Source organism: Frigidibacter sp. SD6-1, assembly GCF_030143255.1.
Lineage (GTDB): Bacteria > Pseudomonadota > Alphaproteobacteria > Rhodobacterales > Rhodobacteraceae > TMP-24.
The window spans coordinates 174,267-189,825 of record NZ_JARJNR010000002.1 but is presented as its reverse complement, the minus strand read 5'-3'; the positions used below and the strand labels follow the sequence as shown (position 1 = coordinate 189,825).

Sequence of the window (15,559 nt, the reverse complement as noted above, 5' to 3'; positions counted from 1 at the left end):
GATGTCTGAGGTGAAGCCGCTGGTTCTGGACGTGGATGGCACGTTCCTGAAGACCGACATGCTGTGGGAATGTTTCTGGGCCGGGCTTGGACGGCACCCTTTGGCGACGCTGAAGGCGGCGCTCCGGCATTTTTCCAGTCCGGCCATGCTCAAGGCCGAACTGGCCGCCTTGGCCGGGATACGGACCGATCTGCTGCCGGTCAATCCGGAGGTGGCGGAGCTGGCATTGAACAGCCGCGTCGCGGGGCGCGAGGTCATCCTTGCCTCCGGGTCGGACGAAAGCCTCGTCCGGCGTCTCGCCGCCGAATACGGCCTCTCTGACCGGGTCTTCGCCTCGGACGGGCAGACGAACCTCGTGAGCCGCGCGAAGGCGGCTGCCCTGACGGCGGCGCTTGGCGAAGGCGGGTTCGACTACGCCGGAAACGAAGCGCGAGACATGGCGATATGGGAAAAATCCGATCACGCGCTGATCATCGGTCATACGTCCTCGGCGCGCGCGCTCGCCGCGCAGGGGCGCAATGTGGTGGAACTCAGCCGTCCGCACCGGCCCGCAGCACTCCTCAAGGCGCTTCGGCCGCATCAATGGGTGAAGAACGCGCTTCTGATCCTGCCGATGATCGCGGCGCACCGGTTCGATCTGGCCACGCTCATCCCGATCCTCTGGGCGATCGCCGCCTTCTCGGCCGCGGCCTCGTCTATCTATATAGTGAACGACCTTCTCGATCTGGAGGCCGACCGGCTGCATCCGACCAAGAAGAACCGGCCCTTCGCGAGCGGCACGGTGCCGATCCAGTGGGGGATGGTGGCCTTCCTGATCCTGGCCTCTGCCGCACTGGGCATCGCCGCCGCACTGAACGTCGGGTTCCTGGCGGTCGTCGTCCTCTATATGGTGACGTCGCTGGCCTATTCGCTGAAACTGAAGCGCATGCGCTGGGTCGATGTGGCGACGCTCGCCGCCCTTTATACGATCCGGGTGATCGCCGGGGCAGCGGCGGCGCAGGTCTATGTCTCGATCTACATGCTGATCTTCATCTTCCCGATCTTCATCACGCTCGGCTGCGTCAAGCGGCTGACCGAACTGACGCTCGCGACCTCGGACGAGCGCCTGCCCGGCCGCGGCTATGGCCGCCCGGACCGCGGCGACCTGCTGAATGTCGCGGGTCTGGGCACGGCGGGCGCGCTTCTGATCTTCTTCCTCTATTCGCTGTCGGCGCAGGGGCGGGAGCTTTATCCCACGACCTGGATCCTCTGGCTTGCCATGATCCCGATGGCTGTCTGGCTTGTCCGGATGGTGCTTCTGGGCTGGTTCGGCAAGCAGGATTACGACCCGATCGTCTTTGCCATGCGCGACAAGTTCGGGATCGGCCTTCTGATGATCATCCTGAGCCTGATGTTCTGGGCGGCGGGCCTTTGGGCAGAGTGGTTCGGCGGCTGACCGGGCGGCTCCTCGCGCCCGGGCGGGCGCTCCTCGCCTCTCTCAGCGAAGACGCCTGAAAGGGCGGATGAGCGGCTGGCTCGAAAAGCCTCCTCGTACGCTCCGCTTCTCGTCGGCGACGAGCGGCCGGAGGCCGACGAGTAGCCCCTTGCCGTCAGATCTTCATCTTCTTGAAGATCATCTCCGGCACATGGATGATGATCAGCATGATGAAGCGCCAGAAGAAGGGCGTATAGATCACGTTCCGCCGCTTCCGGACCGCCCGGGCGATATCGTCCGCCACCTTCTCGGGCGCGGCGACGAGGAACATGCCGGGCAGGCCCCAGGTCATCGACGTGTCGACAAAGCCGGGCTTCACCGTCACCACATGACCGCCCGCGCGCGTGAGGCGGTTGCGAAGGCCCGAGAGATAGGTGTGGAAGCCCGCCTTGGCGGCGCCGTAGACATAATTGCCTAGCCGCCCCCGGTCGCCCGCGACCGAGCCGACGCCCACCACCGTTCCGCCGCCGCGCGCCTCCATCCTGGGCGCAAGCAGCTGCAGGAATCGGGCCGGGCCGGTGAAGCTGTCGGTTATGGTGCCGTCGATCAACGACGGGTCGGCGTCGATCTCGGCCTGCGGCGGCATGGAGCCGACGAAGACGGCGGCGTTCAGAAGGCCGTCCTCTGCCTCCATCCGCGCGACAAGGGCATCGAACCCCTCCGGCCGGCGCGCATCGAAGGCCAGCGCCTCGGCGAGGCGCGCGCCGCGCAGGCGGCAATCTTCGGCCAGCAGCTTCAGATCGTCCATGTCGCGGCCGGCGAGAAGGACGGCCGCGCCCTCTGCCGCCTGCTTGCGGGCGAAGGCGCGCGCCATCGAGGAGGTTGCGCCAAGGATGATCCAGGTCTGGTTCGCGGTCTTGGTCATGCCTCGTCCCTCAATTTCAGGCGCCGCACCATGTCGGTCGCGAGCCGCCCTTCGGGATCGGCCTTTGTCACTTGTTTGCGCCACTGGGAAAGTTCGGGATACATCGCCGCCATGCTCTCTGGCCCCGCGAGCGCATCCTTGGCGAAGTAAAGCCGACCGCCCGCCGAGACCGTCATGCCTTCGAGCCGCCCGATCAGTTCGCGGGCCTCGGCGCGGTTCGGGAAGTCGACGGCGAGCGTATAGCCTTCCATCGGGAAGGACAGATGGCCCGCCCGTCCCGGCCCCATGCGCTTGAGGACCGCAAGCGGCGAGGCGAGGCCGGAGGTGGCGATCTTTTCCATCATCTCCCGCAGCGCGGGCGCTGAGGCAATCGGCACCACGCACTGAAACTGGTGGAAGCCGCGCTTGCCGTAGAGCCGGTTCCAGTCGTGGATCTTGTCGAGCGGGAAGAAGAAATCCGAGATCGGTTTCACCACCGTGCGGCCCGAGGCGGGAACGCGGCGATAGTAGAGCTGGTTGAAGGCCCGCACGATCGGCGCCGACAAAGCGAAATGCGGGGCCTCGAACGGAACCTTGCGGTATCTGATCCGCTTGGGCACCAGGCCTGCGCCGGTCTCGCCCTCTTCCAGGATGCCGCGCCCGAGCGACGCACCGGTCGCGGTCGCGTCGATCCAGCCGACGGTATAGGTCGCCTCCGACCGGTCGAGATGGGCGAGGAAATCCTCCCAGCCCGCGATCCGCCGCTCGGTCACGACCATCACGTCACCCTTGCAGGGGATCAGCTGGAGTTTCGCATAAAGGATTACCCCGGTCTGGCCGAGGCCGCCCGCCGTGGCGCGGAAGAGGTCGGCATTCTTCTCCGGTCCCGCCTCCTGCACGCCTTTGTGGGTGCGGATGCGGATCGAGATCACATGCTGGCAGAAGGAGCCCATGTGATGGTGGTTCTTGCCATGCACATCCTGGGCGATGCAGCCGCCGACGGTGGCAAAGCCGGTGCCGGGCATCACGGCGGGCAGCCAGCCAAGGGGGGCGAAACGCTGGGCGATATCGCCGATCATGGCGCCCGCCTCGACCTCGAGCACGCCGCTCTCCGTGTCGAAGGATAGAAACCGGTCGAGCCGTGTCATGTCGATGGCGCGGCCATCGGTATTGAGGGCCGCGTCGCCATAGGACCGGCGGTTGCCGATGGCGGGCAGGAGCCCGTCGGCGAGGAGCGATGCAAGTGCCGCCTGCCGCTCGGGCCGCGCCAGTCCACCCTTGGCCGCCAGCGCGCGGCCCCAGCCGGTGTATGTCGTGTCTTTCCAGATCATGTCAGCCCCTAGGTCCTTTGGTCGCGTGTCCGCCCCGTTCCGCGAAGGGGAAGGCCAGAAGGCCAAGGAGGACGGCAAACCAGAGGGTCGTGAAACGGATGAGCGCGGTCGCGGCGATGGCGGCGGGCAGCGGGACGCCCGCGACCGAAAGAAGCGCGACCATCGCCGCCTCGGCCCCGCCAAGCCCGCCCGGCGCGCCGGTGAGCCCGCCAGCAAGCGTCGAGAAGACGAAGATCGCGAGCGCGGTCGCGAAGCCCACCTCGGCGCCGAGCCAGCCGAGGAGAAGGTGGAAGGCCCAGATCTCCGCGAGCCATCCCGCGAGGCCGAGGCCGAGCGCGGCGGCCAGCACAGGCGGCGCGCCGAAGGCGCCGAGCGAGAGCGCCGCGCGGCGAAGCCGCGCCGTCAGCCGCGGGAAGCGGCGACCGCTCAGGCGATGGGCGAGCCCGACGAGCGCGGCGAGGAGGCGCGGGTGGGTGGCGGCAGCGGCGAAGCCGAGCGCCAGGAGCGCGATGGCCGGGGCGCCCGGTATGCGGATGGCGAAGGGCAGGGCGGCGGCAAGGAGCAGCGCCAGGGCCGCGAGGTCGAATGCCCGATCGCCGAGAGCGGCGGGCGCGGCCCGTTCGACCGGGGCGTTTGCCGCCCGGGCGAGCCAGCGAAGGCGCACAAGCTCGCCGACCTTGCCGGGCGTCACGCTCATGGCGAAGCCGCCGAAATAGTGAAGGAGCCCGGTCCGTGGCGGGACCTGCAGCCCGAGTGCGCGGGAGAAGATCTGCCAGCGGAAGGCGCGCAGCAGGTAGTTCAGAAGCGAAAGCGCGAGGAGAAGCGCGATATTGACCAGGGTGAGGCGCTTGGCGACCTGGCCGATCTCGGCCCAGTCGGTGCCACGGCTGACGCCGACAAGTCCGATGGCCAGCAGGAGGAGCAGAGCGCCGACAAGGAACCGATCGCGCGCCCGCGACGGGGGGCGCGGCAAAAGCGGTCCGGGGCCTGGGAGGTCTCTGCTCATCATTCAGGAAGGAGCTAGAGACAGATTGGGGCAGCTTTATGGAGTTGTTTCGGAATTTCTTACAATCGCCACCGAATTTCGTCCCGCCTTTGGCGGGCCGATCCGCCGGGGGGCGCTGCCCCCCGGACCCCCCGAGGTATTTGGGCCAAGATGAAAGGATCAGTCTACAATAGTCGCTTCGGTCGCGGCGCGGAGGTCCGCCTCGGTCACGCCATCGGCGGTCTCGACGATCTTCAGCCCGCCGGGGACGACGTCGAGGACGCCGAGGTTGGTGATGATCCGGTTCACCACGCCCTTGCCGGTCAGGGGGAGCGTGCATTCCTTCAGCACCTTCGATTCGCCGTGCTTCGAGGTATGGTCCATCACGACAACGACGCGGCCGACGCCTGCCACCAGGTCCATCGCGCCGCCCATGCCCTTGACGAGCTTGCCGGGGATCATCCAGTTGGCGAGATCGCCGGTTTCGGAGACTTCCATGCCGCCGAGGATCGCCATGGCGATCTTGCCGCCCCGGATCATCGCGAAGCTTTGGGCGCTGTCGAAATAGGCGGTCTGCGGCAGTTCGGTAATCGTCTGCTTGCCCGCATTGATCAGGTCGGGGTCTTCCTCGCCCTCGAAAGGAAAGGGCCCCATGCCCAGCATGCCGTTTTCCGATTGCAGCGTCACCTCGACGCCATGGGGGATGTAGTTCGCCACCAGCGTCGGGATGCCGATGCCCAAATTCACATACCAGCCGTCCTGCAGTTCCTGTGCCGCCCGCGCGGCCATCTGATCACGATCCCAAGGCATCAGACGGTCTCCTTCTTGCGGGTGGTCCGGTTTTCGATGCGCTTCTCGTGCGTGCCTTCGATGATGCGGTGCACATAGATGCCGGGCAGGTGGATCTTGTCGGGGTCGAGCGAGCCGAGCGGCACGATTTCCTCGACCTCCGCCACGCAGATCCTGCCGCAGGTCGCCGCAGGCGCGTTGAAATTGCGCGCGGTCTTGCGGAAGACGAGGTTGCCCGACGGGTCCGCCTTCCAGGCCTTGACGATCGAAAGGTCCGCGACGATCCCGGTTTCGAGGATATAGGTGCGACCGTTGAATTGCTTGTGGTCCTTGCCCTCGGCAATGACCGTGCCGACGCCGGTCGCGGTGTAGAAGCCGGGGATGCCCGCGCCGCCCGCCCGCATCCGTTCGGCGAGCGTGCCTTGCGGGTTGAATTCCAGTTCCAGCTCGCCCGACAGGTACTGGCGCATGAACTCGGCATTCTCGCCCACGTAGGAGGAGATCATCTTCTTCACTTGGCGCGTCGCCAGAAGCTGGCCAAGGCCGAACCCGTCGACGCCCGCATTGTTGGACGCAATCGTCAGGTTCTTCGTTGCCGCATCGCGGATCGCCGCGATCAGGAGTTCCGGTATGCCGCAGAGGCCGAAGCCGCCCGCGGCGATCGTCATTCCGTCAAACAGCGCGCCTTCCAGCGCGGATCTTGCATCCTTGTAGACTTTCTTCACCGGCATCCTCCTTCCGATGTCGCCGTCTGCCGGTGCCCCGGCGCGGTTTTCGGGAGTGAAAGTGACGGATTGCCGGGCAGGCTGCCATCCGTAAGAATACGTATGTGGATACGTAGAGGTTGGCGATGCAAAGCGGGCAGGGCGCGCAGGGGCGTGATTATGAACGGCTGGCCTTCCGGCATGCGCCGGATGCGACGCTGATCCTCGCCGACCGCGTGATCCTGCGTGCGAGCCTCAGGGTGGGTGACGTCTTCGGATGGACGCCCGCGGAGCTTGAGGGCCAGTCGATCCGCCTGCTTTATCCGGGGCAGAGCGACTACGAGCTGATCGGCGAACGGGCGCGGCGGGCGCTGCAGGCTGAGCCCGTCTATCGTGACGAGCGGTTCATGCTGCGCAAGGACGGGCAGGTGGTGTGGATGGAGGGCTGCGGGGCGGCGCTCGACCGGGCCGATCCGCAAAGGCTGGCGATCTGGACCTACCGCCCGGCGGCGGAAAAGGCGGCCTTCGGCCCGCTGACCGGCGCCGAAAAGCGCATCGCGCATTACCTGGTGAACGGTTTCACCAGCAAGGAGATCGGCCAGGCGCTCTCCTGTTCGCACCGGACGGTGGAGGTTCACCGCGCGAACATGATCCGCAAGATGGGGGTGAGGAACAGTTTCGAACTGGTCCGGAAGCTTCTGGCCGCACCGGACCCGCCGCGCTGACGGCAGGTGTTTCGTGCCTCCCCTCCCCCTCGTGGGGAGGGGCTGGGGGTGGGGGCGGGGTCGTGCCCCGGCCCCGGTCCTATCCAGCCGCCGCCTTCGCCGCCCCGGCCTTGCCCTTCGGCGTCGCCGCCCCGGTTTTCGTCGTCTTGGCCTTCGGCGCAGGTTTTGCCTTGGCGGCGGCCTTGCGGGCAGGTTTCTTTCCGCCCTTCGCCGCCTTTTCGGCGATCAGGACAAGCGCTTCCTCCAGCGTCACTGTCGCGGGATCGGCCTCCTTGGGCAGGGTGGCATTGACCTTTTCCCACTTCACATAGGGCCCGTAGCGCCCGGCCATCATCTGGATCGGCCCGCCATCGGGATGGGCGCCCAGTTCGCGCAGCGCGGCGGGCGCCGTGCCGCTCCGGCTGCCGCGTGCGGCTTTCTGCGCCAGCACCTCGACCGCGCGGTTCATGCCGATGGTAAAGACCTCCTCGACATCGGGAATGTTCGCATAGGTCGCATTGTGCTTCACATAGGGACCGAAGCGGCCGATGCCCGCCTCGACCAGTGCGCCGTCCTCCGGGTGGGGGCCGATTGCGCGCGGCAAGGACAGAAGCGCCAGCGCGCGGTCAAGCGAGAGCGTGTCGGCGCCCCAGCCCTTGGGCAGGCTGGCGCGGTCGGGCTTGGGCTGCGCCTCAGTCGCCTCGCCGCGCTGGACGTAGGGTCCGAAGCGGCCGGCGCGGACGGTAATGTCGTTGCCCTGATCGTCCTGCCCGAGGACCTTGCCGTCAACCGCGGCCTCTTCGCCGTTCGGGGCCGAGATCGGCCGTGTATAGCGGCATTCTGGATAGTTGGAGCAGCCGATGAAGGCCCCGCCGGAACGCGCGGTCTTGAGGTTCAGCCGTCCCTTGCCGCAGGTCGGGCAAAGACGCGGATCGCCGCCGTCGGCGCGGGCCGGATAGAGATGCGGTGCCAGGAAATCGTCGATCTTTTCAAGGACTTCGCCGATCCTGAGTTCGGAGGTTTCCGCGATTGCCGCGGTGAAATCGCGCCAGAAACGGGCCAGAACCTCCTTGTAGTTCCGCTCGCCCGCCGAGATCTCGTCCAGCTCGTTTTCCAGATCGGCGGTGAAGTCATATTCGACATAGCGGCGGAAGAAGTTCGTGAGGAAGGCGGTGACCAGACGCCCCTTGTCCTCGGGGATCAGGCGGCCCTTGTCCTTGCGCACATAGTCGCGGTCCTGGATCGTGGTGACGATCGAGGCATAGGTGGAGGGGCGGCCGATGCCCAGTTCCTCCATCCGCTTCACCAGCGTCGCCTCGGTATAGCGGGGCGGGGCTTGCGTGAAATGCTGTTCGGGCGTGATCGCGCGTTTCTCGGCCGGTTCGCCTTCCATGATCTGCGGCAGGCGGGCGCTGTCGTCGCCCTCTTCGTCGTCACGGCCCTCGTCATAGACTTTCAGGAACCCGTCGAACATCACCACCTGACCGGTGGCGCGCAGTTCGACCTCGCTGTCGGCGCTGCCCACGTCGACCGTGGTCCGTTCCATCCGCGCCGCCGCCATCTGGCTGGCGATCGTGCGCTTCCAGATCAGGTCGTAGAGCTTCTTCTGATCGTCTTCGAGGCGCAGCTTCTCGGGCGAGGCACCCATGTCGGTCGGCCGGATGCACTCATGCGCCTCTTGCGCGTTCTTGGCCTTGTTCTTGTACATGCGCGGGCTGTCGGGCACGTAGTCGGCACCGAAGCGCCGCCTGATCTCGTCACGCGCCGCCATCACCGCCTCGGGCGCCATGTCGATGCCGTCGGTCCGCATGTAGGTGATGTGGCCTGCCTCGTAGAGGCGCTGGGCGGCCGACATCGTGGCCTTCGCCCCCATGCCGTACTTGCGGGAGGCTTCCTGCTGGAGCGTCGAGGTCATGAAGGGCGGGTAGGGGTTGCGGGCGGCGGGCTTGGCCTCGACCCGCTTGACCGCCAATGTGCGGGAAGTGACGGCCTGGACGGCGATCTCCGCCGCCGTGGCGTTCGCAATATCGTATTTGTCCAGTTTCTTGCCGCCGAGGACGGTCAGCCGCGCCTCGTATTCCTGGCCGCGCGGCGTCTTCAGGAGTGCCTTGACGCTCCAGTATTCCCGGGCGCGGAAGGCCTCGATCTCCAGTTCCCGCTCGACGATGAGGCGCAGGCAGACCGACTGCACGCGGCCCGCGGACTTCGCGCCCGGAAGCTTGCGCCACAGGACGGGCGACAGGTTGAAGCCCACGAGATAATCAAGCGCGCGGCGGGCGAGATAGGCCTCGACCAGTTCCATGTCGACATCGCGGGGTTTGGCCATCGCCTCGGTTACAGCGGCCTTGGTGATGGCGTTGAAGGTCACGCGGCGGACGGTCTTGCCTTTCTTGAGGGAGGAGGCCAGCGCTTCCTTCAGGTGCCAGGAGATCGCCTCGCCCTCGCGGTCGGGGTCGGTGGCGAGGATGAGCGTATCGTCGGATTTCAGCGCCTCGGCGATGGCGCGGACATGTTTGCGGCTGTCGGCGGCCACTTCCCAGGTCATGCCGAATCCGTCCTCCGTGTCGACCGATCCGTCCTTCGGCGGCAGGTCGCGGACATGACCGTAAGAGGCGAGGACCGTATAGTCGGAGCCCAGATATTTGTTGATTGTCTTGGCCTTGGCGGGAGATTCGACGACGACGACGGCCATGGGATCCTCGGGCGAAGCGGTTTTGCGATATGGGCGGCGAACATGGGGGGCGGGGCGGGGACTGTCAATGACATGCGGTTGCGGGCCTGTCCGGAGTGCGGCTCATCAAGCCCTTCGTGCTCTCTTCGCCGGTCGGCGCCGACTGCCTGTTATGCCGGGGTGATGGCGGCGTGGTGCTTTCTCGCCAGCGACTCATCCGGCGCGTTGCGCCGTCTTCGCCGGACCCGGGGAGCGCGCGCAAGGGCGCGACGAGGGGCTGCGCCGCCCCTCAGACCCGGGACAGGAGACCACCCGGCGCGCGCAGGATCTGTCCGTCGAGTTCGAGCGCCAGAAGTTCGGGTGCCGCCTGCGCCGCCGTCAGGGAAAGATCGCGCAGAAGCTGGTCTTCGGCCAGCGGGCTTGGCCCGAGCCGGTCGAGGATCAGCTGGTGGAGCGCCCGCATGTCGCGGGCCGGTATGGGGGCGGCAGGCCCAGCGTCGTTCTGCGGTACCGGCGGCGCGGTGGCGGGCACTTTGTCGAGAGCCAGCGCCTCAAGCACATCCTCGGGCCCGCGTACCAAGGTTGCGCCGTCGCGGATCAGCGCATTGCAGCCGCCCGCGCGGCCGTCGAACGGGTGGCCCGGCACGGCAAGCACCTCGCGCCCCTGATCGAGCGCGCATTTCGCGGTGATCAGGCTGCCCGAGGCATGCGCGGCCTCGACCACGACGACTGCCTTCGCAAGGCCCGAGATGATGCGGTTGCGCATCGGAAAATGCCGCGCGAGCGGTTCAAGCCCCATCGGCTGTTCCGAAAGCAGAAGCCCCTTGTCGCGCAGGCTGGCCGCAAGGCCCGCGTTCTCGGCCGGATAGATCACGTCCACCCCGCCCGCGAGCACGGCGATCGTGCCGGTTTCGACCGCTGCCGCATGGGCGGCCGCGTCGATGCCGCGCGCGAGGCCCGACACGACGGCGACGCCCGCCGCGCCGAGCCCTTCGGCGAGGCGGCGCGCCATGCGGGTGCCGAGCGAGGATGCGTTCCTGGCGCCGACGAGCGCCACCATCGGCTGCGCCATCAACCCCGGATCGCCCAGTGCCCAGAGAAGCGGCGGAGCCTCGGGCAGAAGCGCCAGATCGGGTGGATAAGAACTGTCGCCCTTGACGATCATCCGGGCGCCCGCGCGTCGCGCCGCTTTCATCTCGGCCAGGGCCACGCCTTCGGGGCAGGGCTCATAGCCCTGGACGCCTGCGGCGCGCGCAAGCCCGGGCAGGGCCAGAAGCGCGGCCTGGGCGGAGCCATGTTCGCTGAGAAGCCGCCAGAAGGTCGCAGGGCCGACCCGGCGGGAGCGAATGAGACGGAGCCACGACAGTCTGTCTTCTTCCGTGGTGGGTGGGGTGAAGGGGGTGGGGTAAGAGAACAAACCTTTTTCCCTCGTGCCTTCGCCTCATTCGCAAGGCCACCTTGCAACCTTAAGGTTAATCAATCGTTACGATTCGCGCGCCTTCATCCGAGCCGCGAGAATTTTCTCGGCTCACCCGAACGCGATGCACAGGCCAAGGCCCGGATCGACCGACGTGGCGCGGTTCATCGTCCAGTCCTGCAACCGCATGTCGGCCGCCGTCGGCATCGGCAGGGCGGGGTCACGCTGCATCTCGGGGTCGGGCCAGGTGATGCGGCCCGCTGCCACATCGGCATCGCAGAAGAGGCCCGGCTCGGCATCCGGTGCCGCCGGGTCGCCGAAGAGGATCTGGTAACGCAATACGGCGATCTCGCTGTCCCACTGGCCGATGGTGAAGACCTCGTTGAAGATCACCTGGTCGGGAATGTCCGCCCGCGTCCGCAAGATCAGCGTGCCGTCGGGACCGGGCTCCATCGCGACCGTCTCGAAGACCCAGGTCAGCGCGGGATTGTCGACAAGCGGATCGCCGCCCGCCTCGCCGCCCGCCTCGCCGCCCGCCTCGCCCCGGGCGCTGGGGGAATCGTAGATCATGATCCGCGCCTGACCATCCTCGCCCTCGTCGGTGACGATCGCGGTATAGGCCGAGCCGTCGGCCCAGGTGCCTTCTGCGCGGGCAAGTTCGTCCGCAGCGGCGGGAAGGCCGAGCGGCAGGAGGCAAAGGGAAAGCAGAGGGCGCATGAAAGATCCTCAGTCTGGGGCCGGGCAAAGGCCGAGTTCATAGATTGTCTCGGGGGTCCAGGTCGCGGCATTGATCGCCTCGACCGGCGCGCTGATATGGGCGTAAGGCTCGTCGCCGATGGCGGATGTTCCGTCCCACACATCGGCGACACAGGAATAGCAGTGCGTTCCCCAGCAGGTGAAAGGATTGGCGGGCATCGATGCGACGGCGTCGGGACCGTTGTTGTAGGTCTCGTAGCCCATCACGGTGACCTGGTTGTCCATGTGATGGACCCACAACCGCTCGGAATAGACGTGGCTTTCGTTCACCGCGACGCTGTTCAGGAAAAGCTGGCCCTCCGGCCCGACCTCCAGCCAGTCGCGCGCCTCGGGCAGGGTGCTGGCATAGGCGATCCTCGGGCTGTCGAAGGTTGGTTCGGCGGGCAGCGCGTCGGCGCTCATCCCCTCGAAGATGCGCAGCCGCAGATAGTCGCCTTCGTGCGTCAGAAGAGCACGATAATAGAAACCGTCGTTCGCGGGTGCGGCCCAGTTGCCGGTCACCTCGCTGAGGACCGTTTCGGCCGAGGCGGGCAAGGCCCCGGCGAGACCGGCCAGAAGTGCATAGGTTGAGATACGCATCGGTTGCCTTTTCACTCTTTCAGGGTTCGATTTCGCACAGGCCCAATTCGGCGATCTTTGCGTCGCGCCAGTCGCCGAGCGTGAAGTCCGACCTGCGAAGGTCGGGAAGCGCCATCCGCTCGCCCCATAGCAGCAGGTCGCTTTTCATCACGCTCAGGCTGCAGGTCGGGCATTCGGTTCCGTAGCAGTTCAGAAGCTCGTCTTCGCTGTTCTGGGCTTTGGCGGAGAAATGGCCGCGGTAGTAGCCAACGACAAGCAGCCCCTCGGATGTCGAGGCGATTGCGGTACGCGTCACGGTCAGGCCGGTGCCGTCGATCCCGCGGGTCATCAGGCCCAGCGTGCCGGTACCGTCAAACTCCAGCCACGCGCGGCCATCGGCGATCATCGCCGCGGTCCCGATCGCCGGATTGTCGAGGACGAGCGTGCCGTCGGTCGCGCCCGGCGTCTCGCTTTCATAAATCCGCAGGCGCAGCGCCTCGCCGTCCTGGGTGAGAACCGCGCGGGCATAGGCGGCCATGTCTGGGGGCTGCCAGTTGCCCGAGGCCTCGGAAAGAATCGTTTCGGCCATGGAGGGCGTGGCCGCGCACAGCAGCACACAGAGGGAAAGTCTATTCATCGACGGATTGTCCGGTTGAGTGGTGGCGCAATCTCTTGCCGCCGCACCCTAGGCAGGCGCCGCCGACCGTCAACGGTGGAATCCATGACCCAAGGATCGGGCAGTGAGAAACGTCAGGCGGCCGAGCCGCCGACCGTCAGCCCGCCGATCATCAGCGTCGGCTGCCCCACGCCCACCGGCACCCACTGGCCCGCCTTGCCGCAATTGCCGATCCCGGGGTCGAGCGCCATGTCATTGCCGATGGCCCTGATCTGCTTCAGCGCCGTCGCCCCGTCGCCGATCAATGTGGCGCCCTTCACCGGCTCGCCCACGACGCCGTTCCTGACCCGGTAGGCCTCGGTGCAGTTGAAGACGAACTTGCCGTTGGTGATGTCGACCTGGCCGCCGGAAAAGCCCACGGCATAGATCCCGTCCTTGAGGCTTGCGATTATGTCGGCGGGCGCGGCACTGCCGCCCAGCATGTAGGTGTTGGTCATGCGCGGCATCGGAATATGGGCGTGGCTTTCGCGGCGGCCGTTGCCGGTGGGTTTCACGCCCATCAGCCGGGCATTCTGGCGGTCCTGCATGTAGCCCACGAGGATGCCGTCCTCGATCAGCACGTTCCTGCCCGAAGGCGTGCCCTCGTCATCGACGGTGATCGACCCGCGCCGGTCGGGAATGGTGCCGTCGTCGAGCACGGTGACGCCCGGGGCGGCAACGCGGCTGCCCATCAGCCCGGCGAAGGCCGAGGTTTTCTTGCGGTTGAAGTCGCCCTCAAGGCCATGGCCCACGGCCTCGTGCAACAGAACGCCGGGCCAGCCGGGGCCGACGACCACGTCCATCACGCCTGCCGGGGCCGCGACCGCGTCGAGGTTGACGAGCGCGATCCGCAAGGCCTCGCGCGCCACGCCCTGCCAGTGGCCGGGCTCCATAAGCGCCTTCAGCCCGGACCGTCCGCCGCCGCCGAACGAGCCGGATTCGCGCCGCCCGCCCTGTTCGACGATGACCGAAATGTTCAGCCGCGACATGGGCCGGATATCCGAGACGAGGCCACCTTCGGGGCGCAGGATGAAGACCTCCTGCAGCGAGGCGGCGAGCGTCGCCGACACTTGCACGACGCGGCTGTCGAGCGCGCGGGCGAAGGCGTCGATCTCGCGCAGGGTTTCGACCTTCAGCCCGAAGGTCGCATCCAGCATCGGGTCTGCGTCGGAATAGAGCCGCCGGTTGGTGCCCGCGGGCGCCGAGGCGAGCCTCCCGCCGCCGTCGCCCACGGCAAGCCGCGCGGTTTCAGCGGCGCGCGAGAGCGCCGCCTCGGAAATCTCGGTCGAATGGCCATAGCCCGCGACCTCGCCATTCACCGCCCGAAGGCCAAACCCTTCGGAAGCGTCGTAACTCGCATTCTTCAACCGCCCATCGTCGAACACCAGCCCCTCGGAGCGCTTCCGTTCCAGGAACAGTTCGCCATCGTCGGCGCCCGCCACTGCGTCTCGCACAATCGCCAGCGCGCGGCTCTCGTCCAGATGCGTCTCGAAGGGGCGGAAGGGGGTATCTGTCATCTCGCTCTCGCTCACGTTGGTCGGGCGGCCGGTTCGGCGCATCAGGTGAAGCTAAGCTTCGGTCGCGCGGATCGCAAGGACGCAAGGTTGCGTCCGCAGGTCTAGCGCCCGGCCAGAACCTCCTCGAAGAACCGCGCCTCTTCCTCCCAGACGGCGGAATCGGAGATGATGCCGTGGCCTCTTCCGGGGAAGGGGATGAAACGCTTGGGGGCGTTGGCGGCCTCGAAGAGCCGTTCGCCTTGCGCATAGGGGATGACGGTATCGCTGTCGCCGTGCAGGATCAGAAGCGGTGCGGTAACCGCCTTGATATGCTCGAGCGACCTGAACTGGTCCTTCATCAGAAGTGCAAGCGGCAGCCACCAATAGCTCCGGCGCGCGACATCAAGCGTCGAGGTGTAGGGCGCCTCAAGCGCGAGGGCGGCCACCGGATGGCGCGCGGCCAGTTGCACGGCAACGCCGGTGCCAAGCGATTCTCCGATGACGATCAGATCGCCCGCCGCGACACCGCCGTCGGTCAACCAGCGATAAGCGGTCTCCGCATCCTCGATCAGCCCCGCCTCGGAAATCGCGCCACCGCTGTCGGCAAAGCCACGATAGGACAGAAGGGCGACCCCGTAGCCGCGCGACTGAAAATAGCTGAACGCGCCCACGCGGTCCGCGATCTCGCCCGCGTTGCCGTGCAGATAGAGGATCGTTGGGTGGCCCGGTCTTGGGGGCGCATGCCACAGTCTTAGGCGCGTGCCGTCCGGTGCCGTCAGGAACAGAGCCTCCACCCCGTCCAGCCCGACCTCCTCCGGTGACGGGGCGCGATGGCCCGGAAAATACTGCAGGTCACGCTGGAAGGCGTAAAGGCTGATCAGCACGAGGAGATAGAGCGCCGCGCATGCCGCGAGAAGGCCCTTGAGCAATCGTTTCATCGGCGCGACCCGCCAGCGTCTTGCCGCAGCCCAAGGCAGCAATCAGCCGCAAACGGGGGATTCGCCGAACAGCTCTCCGCAGCGAGCAGTGTCATTCAAATTCCAGTCTCGGCGTCGTCGATCGCGTGACAGATCGCATGCGCGTCAAAATGCAGCTTCCGGGGGCAACGGTTTTGCTTGTCGCCTTGCCTCTAATATGATTTTAGAGAGCGCGGATACAACCGGCCCCGCGCGAAA

14 protein-coding genes are annotated in these 15,559 nt (G+C 66.9%); 2 read left to right on the top strand and 12 right to left on the bottom strand.

All coding sequences use genetic code 11. The features are described from left to right. Position 1: 1 nt before the first annotated feature. Entirely contained in the window at positions 2 to 1,435 is a 1,434-nt protein-coding gene (locus P0645_RS05455; protein WP_284163564.1) for a UbiA family prenyltransferase, read from the top strand. Positions 1,436 to 1,589: 154 nt separating this feature from the next. On the opposite strand, the gene P0645_RS05450 is transcribed toward P0645_RS05455, so the two are convergent. The 5 genes from P0645_RS05450 to P0645_RS05430 all read right to left on the bottom strand — a co-directional run bounded on the left by P0645_RS05450 (position 1,590) and on the right by P0645_RS05430 (position 6,148). Then, complete coding sequence (locus tag P0645_RS05450; RefSeq protein WP_284163563.1) at positions 1,590 to 2,339, bottom strand: SDR family NAD(P)-dependent oxidoreductase; 750 nt, start codon at positions 2,337 to 2,339, stop codon at positions 1,590 to 1,592. Then, positions 2,336 to 3,649, bottom strand: a complete 1,314-nt coding sequence (locus P0645_RS05445; protein ID WP_284163562.1) for an FAD-binding oxidoreductase — start codon at positions 3,647 to 3,649, stop codon at positions 2,336 to 2,338. Before P0645_RS05445 ends, P0645_RS05450 begins: the two co-directional genes overlap by 4 nt. 1 nt (position 3,650) lies before the next feature. Beyond that, positions 3,651 to 4,622 (bottom strand): lysylphosphatidylglycerol synthase transmembrane domain-containing protein, encoded by a 972-nt coding sequence (locus tag P0645_RS05440; protein ID WP_284163561.1) that lies wholly within the window; start codon positions 4,620 to 4,622, stop codon positions 3,651 to 3,653. A gap of 192 nt (positions 4,623 to 4,814) precedes the next feature. Further along, entirely contained in the window at positions 4,815 to 5,444 is a 630-nt protein-coding gene (locus tag P0645_RS05435) for a CoA transferase subunit B (RefSeq protein WP_284163560.1), read from the bottom strand. Continuing rightward, the gene (locus tag P0645_RS05430) at positions 5,444 to 6,148 is read right to left on the bottom strand and encodes a CoA transferase subunit A (protein WP_284163559.1); all 705 of its coding nucleotides are present in this window, start codon (positions 6,146 to 6,148) and stop codon (positions 5,444 to 5,446) included. The genes P0645_RS05435 and P0645_RS05430 overlap by 1 nt, the downstream gene beginning before the upstream one ends. Positions 6,149 to 6,273: 125 nt before the next feature. On the opposite strand from P0645_RS05430, the gene P0645_RS05425 reads away from it, so the two are divergent. Further along, positions 6,274 to 6,852 (top strand): LuxR C-terminal-related transcriptional regulator, encoded by a 579-nt coding sequence (locus P0645_RS05425; RefSeq protein WP_284163558.1) that lies wholly within the window; start codon positions 6,274 to 6,276, stop codon positions 6,850 to 6,852. A 79-nt stretch (positions 6,853 to 6,931) separates the two neighbouring features. Here the strand turns inward: P0645_RS05425 and topA are convergent, their stop codons facing one another. The 7 genes from topA to P0645_RS05390 all read right to left on the bottom strand — a co-directional run bounded on the left by topA (position 6,932) and on the right by P0645_RS05390 (position 15,322). Continuing rightward, positions 6,932 to 9,523: a type I DNA topoisomerase gene (topA, locus tag P0645_RS05420; protein WP_284163557.1), complete on the bottom strand. Its 2,592-nt coding sequence runs from the start codon at positions 9,521 to 9,523 to the stop codon at positions 6,932 to 6,934. A gap of 268 nt (positions 9,524 to 9,791) precedes the next feature. Then, positions 9,792 to 10,919, bottom strand: a complete 1,128-nt coding sequence (dprA, locus tag P0645_RS05415) for a DNA-processing protein DprA (protein ID WP_284163556.1) — start codon at positions 10,917 to 10,919, stop codon at positions 9,792 to 9,794. 111 nt (positions 10,920 to 11,030) lie between these two features. Beyond that, complete coding sequence (locus P0645_RS05410; RefSeq protein ID WP_284163555.1) at positions 11,031 to 11,636, bottom strand: hypothetical protein; 606 nt, start codon at positions 11,634 to 11,636, stop codon at positions 11,031 to 11,033. A gap of 9 nt (positions 11,637 to 11,645) precedes the next feature. Next, on the bottom strand, positions 11,646 to 12,254 hold the full coding sequence (locus P0645_RS05405) for a hypothetical protein (RefSeq protein WP_284163554.1): 609 nt from the start codon (positions 12,252 to 12,254) through the stop codon (positions 11,646 to 11,648). 19 nt (positions 12,255 to 12,273) lie between these two features. Next, positions 12,274 to 12,870 carry a hypothetical protein gene (locus tag P0645_RS05400; protein ID WP_284163553.1) on the bottom strand — a complete coding sequence of 199 codons (597 nt, stop codon included), beginning with the start codon at positions 12,868 to 12,870 and terminating at the stop codon, positions 12,274 to 12,276. Between the two features lie 113 nt (positions 12,871 to 12,983). After that, positions 12,984 to 14,405, bottom strand: a complete 1,422-nt coding sequence (gene tldD / locus P0645_RS05395; RefSeq protein WP_284163552.1) for a metalloprotease TldD — start codon at positions 14,403 to 14,405, stop codon at positions 12,984 to 12,986. Between the two features lie 101 nt (positions 14,406 to 14,506). Then, positions 14,507 to 15,322: an alpha/beta hydrolase gene (locus tag P0645_RS05390; RefSeq protein WP_284163551.1), complete on the bottom strand. Its 816-nt coding sequence runs from the start codon at positions 15,320 to 15,322 to the stop codon at positions 14,507 to 14,509. Positions 15,323 to 15,559 lie beyond the last annotated feature (237 nt).

Bases quoted from the DNA above. Each gene is read 5' to 3' on its own strand.
- P0645_RS05450 (WP_284163563.1), bottom strand. From the start codon at position 2,339: ATGACCAAGACCGCGAACCAGACCTGGATCATCCTTGGCGCAACCTCC.
- P0645_RS05435 (WP_284163560.1), bottom strand. From the start codon at position 5,444: ATGCCTTGGGATCGTGATCAGATGGCCGCGCGGGCGGCACAGGAACTG.
- topA (WP_284163557.1), bottom strand. From the start codon at position 9,523: ATGGCCGTCGTCGTCGTCGAATCTCCCGCCAAGGCCAAGACAATCAAC.
- P0645_RS05400 (WP_284163553.1), bottom strand. From the start codon at position 12,870: ATGAATAGACTTTCCCTCTGTGTGCTGCTGTGCGCGGCCACGCCCTCC.
- P0645_RS05405 (WP_284163554.1), bottom strand. From the start codon at position 12,254: ATGCGTATCTCAACCTATGCACTTCTGGCCGGTCTCGCCGGGGCCTTG.
- tldD (WP_284163552.1), bottom strand. From the start codon at position 14,405: ATGACAGATACCCCCTTCCGCCCCTTCGAGACGCATCTGGACGAGAGC.
- P0645_RS05390 (WP_284163551.1), bottom strand. From the start codon at position 15,322: ATGAAACGATTGCTCAAGGGCCTTCTCGCGGCATGCGCGGCGCTCTAT.
- P0645_RS05455 (WP_284163564.1), top strand. From the start codon at position 2: ATGTCTGAGGTGAAGCCGCTGGTTCTGGACGTGGATGGCACGTTCCTG.
- P0645_RS05445 (WP_284163562.1), bottom strand. From the start codon at position 3,649: ATGATCTGGAAAGACACGACATACACCGGCTGGGGCCGCGCGCTGGCG.
- P0645_RS05410 (WP_284163555.1), bottom strand. From the start codon at position 11,636: ATGCGCCCTCTGCTTTCCCTTTGCCTCCTGCCGCTCGGCCTTCCCGCC.
- P0645_RS05425 (WP_284163558.1), top strand. From the start codon at position 6,274: ATGCAAAGCGGGCAGGGCGCGCAGGGGCGTGATTATGAACGGCTGGCC.